The sequence below is a fragment of the Acidomonas methanolica genome (assembly GCF_004346035.1).
In the GTDB taxonomy this organism is placed as follows: Bacteria; Pseudomonadota; Alphaproteobacteria; order Acetobacterales; family Acetobacteraceae; genus Acidomonas; species Acidomonas methanolica.
Genome location: NZ_SLZN01000075.1, coordinates 1 through 3,367 on the forward strand (window position 1 = coordinate 1; position 3,367 = coordinate 3,367).

The 3,367-nt window shown below is 56.2% G+C and carries 3 protein-coding genes and 2 pseudogenes; 3 read left to right on the forward strand and 2 right to left on the reverse strand.

What is annotated here, in order from left to right; genetic code table 11:
* Positions 1–209 precede the first annotated feature (209 nt).
* The 3 genes and pseudogenes from EDC31_RS17320 (at position 210) to EDC31_RS17875 (ending at position 2,422) form a co-directional block, all read left to right on the forward strand.
* Positions 210–1,480 (forward strand): annotated as a pseudogene (locus tag EDC31_RS17320) (IS3 family transposase).
* A 62-nt stretch (positions 1,481–1,542) separates the two neighbouring features.
* Positions 1,543–1,944, forward strand: coding sequence for a TIR domain-containing protein (locus EDC31_RS17325; RefSeq protein WP_207912142.1), 402 nt, complete (start codon positions 1,543–1,545; stop codon positions 1,942–1,944).
* Between the two features lie 187 nt (positions 1,945–2,131).
* The gene (locus EDC31_RS17875; protein WP_052512647.1) at positions 2,132–2,422 is read left to right on the forward strand and encodes a DUF6118 family protein; all 291 of its coding nucleotides are present in this window, start codon (positions 2,132–2,134) and stop codon (positions 2,420–2,422) included.
* Positions 2,423–2,564: 142 nt separating this feature from the next.
* Here EDC31_RS17875 and EDC31_RS17335 read toward each other — a convergent pair whose 3' ends face one another.
* On the reverse strand, positions 2,565–3,167 hold the full coding sequence (locus EDC31_RS17335) for a hypothetical protein (RefSeq protein ID WP_132127219.1): 603 nt from the start codon (positions 3,165–3,167) through the stop codon (positions 2,565–2,567).
* Positions 3,168–3,252: 85 nt separating this feature from the next.
* Positions 3,253–3,367, reverse strand: a pseudogene (locus EDC31_RS17340) (IS481 family transposase); the annotation flags it as partial.

The window sequence follows — 3,367 nt, forward strand, 5'->3', positions numbered from 1 at the left end:
CAATCCCTCGGTGGTCACAGCAAGGCTTGAATGCATGAGCAGGCCACAGACGGTGTGCATCCGATAACGCCCATCCTTGTCCTTGCCGCTATTGATTGGGATGGAGCACGGTTTTCTGAGACAGCGTGGAGCGCTACGAACCTTGTGAAGGGAAGTAGCCGATGGACGAGACGAACGAATTGAAGCGCGATGGGACGGAGGCGTTGGCCCTGCCGCCGTGCGCCCCACACGCTGGCGGCGGCGGGGCCAAGGCCGGGCCGCCGGGCAAGCGGTTCTCGGCGAAGAGGAAGCTTGAGGCGGTCCAGCGTCTGGTGCGCGGGGAGAGCCTCGATGCCGTCTCGCGCGACATGGGGGCGCCAGCGCATCGCCTGTCGGAATGGCGCGACCGAGCCCTGCTCGCGGCTGAGGGCGCGCTCAAGGAGCGCGAGCACGACGCGCGCGACGAGGAGATCGCGCTCCTGAAAGCCAAGGTCGGCGAGCTCACCATGGCGGGCGAACTCCTGAACGCGAAGATCGACCGGCTGGAGGGCGGGCGCCCTTTAGCCGGGAGGAGGTCGAGGAGATGAGCCGGCGCCTCTCGCCCTCCTGCCGGCGCCCTTATGGCCTGGCCCTGGTCTGCCGCCTGTGGAAAACCTCGCGCACGACGCTGTATCGGCACCGGGCGAAGGCCGGACAAGAGCCCGCGCCCCCCGGCCGGCGCGGCCCCGCGGGCGCGGGGAGCGACGCCGACCTGCTGGCGCGGATCCGCGCGGTGCTCGAAGCCTCCTCCTTCACCGGCGAAGGCTACCGCAAGATCTGGGCGCGGCTGCGCTTTTCGGGCACGCGCACGGCCGCGCGCCGTGTCCTGCGGATCATGAGGGAGAACGGCCTGACAGCCCCCCATCGACCGGTCAGGCGCGACGCCCATCCCCATGACGGCACAATCGTCACCGCGCGGGTGGACGAGGTCTGGGGCACGGACATGACCCAGACCGTGACGACCGGCGAGGGACGCGCCTATGTGTTCATCGCCGTCGATCACTGCTCGGGCGAGTTCGTCGGCACACACGCCGCCGCCGGCGCGACCCGTTTCGAAGCGCTGGAGCCCCTCCGCCAGGGCATGGCAAGGTATTTCGGCGGCGCCGAGGCCAAAAGCGCCACGGGACTGACCCTGCGCCACGATCACGGCTCCAACTACATGGCCCACGATTTTCAGAAAGAGATCGCCTTCTGGGGCATGACCAGCTCGCCCGCCTTCGTCCGCCAGCCCGAGGGAAACGGCGTCGCTGAGCGGGCGAGCCGCACCCTCAAGGAGCAACTCCTCTGGATCCAGCATTTCGCCACCGTCGAGGAATTGCGGCACGCTCTGAGCACGTTCGCCGCACATTTCAATGCCTCCTGGCTCCGCGAGCGGCACGGCTACAGGACGCCCAATCAGATCAGGGCCGATCAGCAGCCCCTTGCCTCCCAGGCCACAATGATGCTCAATCTGGCCGCGTAATCAACCAGCGCAACGCGCTGTCTCATTACCGTGCTCCGGTACAGTCGCTCGAGGGACAGTCCTTGTGCACTCCGAACGCTTGGGAGGAGGTCAAGCGCAAGGGCAAGGCCTCCATCGAGCAGTGGATCGCCGACAACATGCACGGCAAAAGCTGCGTCGTCGTCCTGGTCGGGTCTCAAACCGCGAGCCGTCCATGGGTCCGGCATGAGATCATCAAAGCCTGGAACGACAAGAGGGGTGTGGTCGGCATCCGCGTCAACAAGCTGCTCGACCGCGATAGCCAGACATCCGTCGCTGGGACCAATCCCTTCGAAAGGATCACCTTCAATTCCGGCAAGAAGCTATCCGACGTCGTCCAGCTGATCACGCCGAACGGAAACGATAGTAAGGCGGTCTACGCCTCCATCTCTGGCGGCATTGAGAAGTGGATCGAGGACGCGATCGCGATCCGCGGCCGCAACTGACCAGCACAGAGGGGCGGCTAGATGGCAGTTGCAGCAACGACCAAGCGATTCCTGAAGGACTATCCCGAGGCCTTGATCGAAGGGAGTGGCGCCGTGTTCGTCGGTGCCGGCGTCTCGATGGGAGCCGGCTATCCCTCTTGGGCGTCCCTTCTGACCGAAGTCGGCGAGGAACTTGGGGTGAAGTCCGGTGGGGGCCACTGGGCTGACCTTTCTGTGCGGGCTGGCAATTGCCGCGCCGCTGTTCCGGGTGATCCCGTGGGGTGTCAATCTGGGGATTGCTTCCTTTATCGTCGGGGAAACGGATCGCTGGGAGTCCGGTATCGCGCTTATGAAGAATGCACGTCCGCAGAACTGGAAGATTATTCTTTGGGAGGACAAGGTAGTTCAGGCGAACATTGACCGATTGAATGCGTGCCAAGAAAGCGTAAACAAATCGAATGCAACAGAGTCCTGTACGATAAGGATAAATCCCCAGTAAGCGCCCAAGCGGAATTTCGTTCTGATTACTTTCCATTTCAGATGCCATTCTGAATTTGGCAAATGTGACGATCTATGGATAATTCTTAGTGCAGAATGGTATTTTACGTATGTGGTGATGTTTCATGTGGTTTATATTATATTTACTTGTGTTTGGCATTTATTTTCGGATTAATTTCTTCTATATAAGAAAGAAAATCTGTTGGTTTGTCTAACCGAAATTCAAATGCTTCTGGGTTGTGATTTTTATCAAACTTATTAGTTTCTATCCTTATGTTTGGGTGGTCTAGTTTCCAAACTTTCGTTTCTCCATTGTTTGTGGCTCCTGATATGATGGAGCAAACGGAAATTGAGTTCAGAGGGATGGATGCATTAAAAAACAGTCCATTTCTTATATTAAGAGTGTTTCTTGTAATTGATGTACGAAAAAAGAATAAACTTTTGAAAATCGACAATATATAAAGTATTGAAACAACATTTAAGTCCTCTATGATCCACCATCCACGGAATGTATGATTTTTTACAAACATGTGGTAAATGAATAATTCAATAAATCCGCTAAATAGAACAGATAATATTATGTATGGAAAAATTGTTCCATTGTGATTTGAAAAAAATCTTTTTGCACTGGTATCGCGCGGGATTTTCCATTTAAATAGAAGGCACTGTATTATTTGCCATTCTTTGTGGAAAATCCAAAAGGCGAGTTTAACTTTTTTATTTATTGCGGATAATGCATGATCCATGAGGAGTAGGTTCCTCTTGCAAAGAAGATGAGAAAGTATCAGGAATTTTCTTTCCCGATTCCGCTATGTGTCAGTCTAATAGACGCTAGATGTTTAGTCCCGGGGTTTGATGGTGCGGATTATGTATGAACCGTGATGGTTCTTTTTCCCACTGCTGGCAAATGAATTCATATGGAGTGAGGCCGCGCAATGTCTTGAGC

What these genes read in the sequence shown, in the direction of transcription:
- EDC31_RS17335 (WP_132127219.1), bottom strand. Translation starts at nt 3,167, where the DNA reads ATGGATCATGCATTATCCGCAATAAATAAAAAAGTTAAACTCGCCTTT.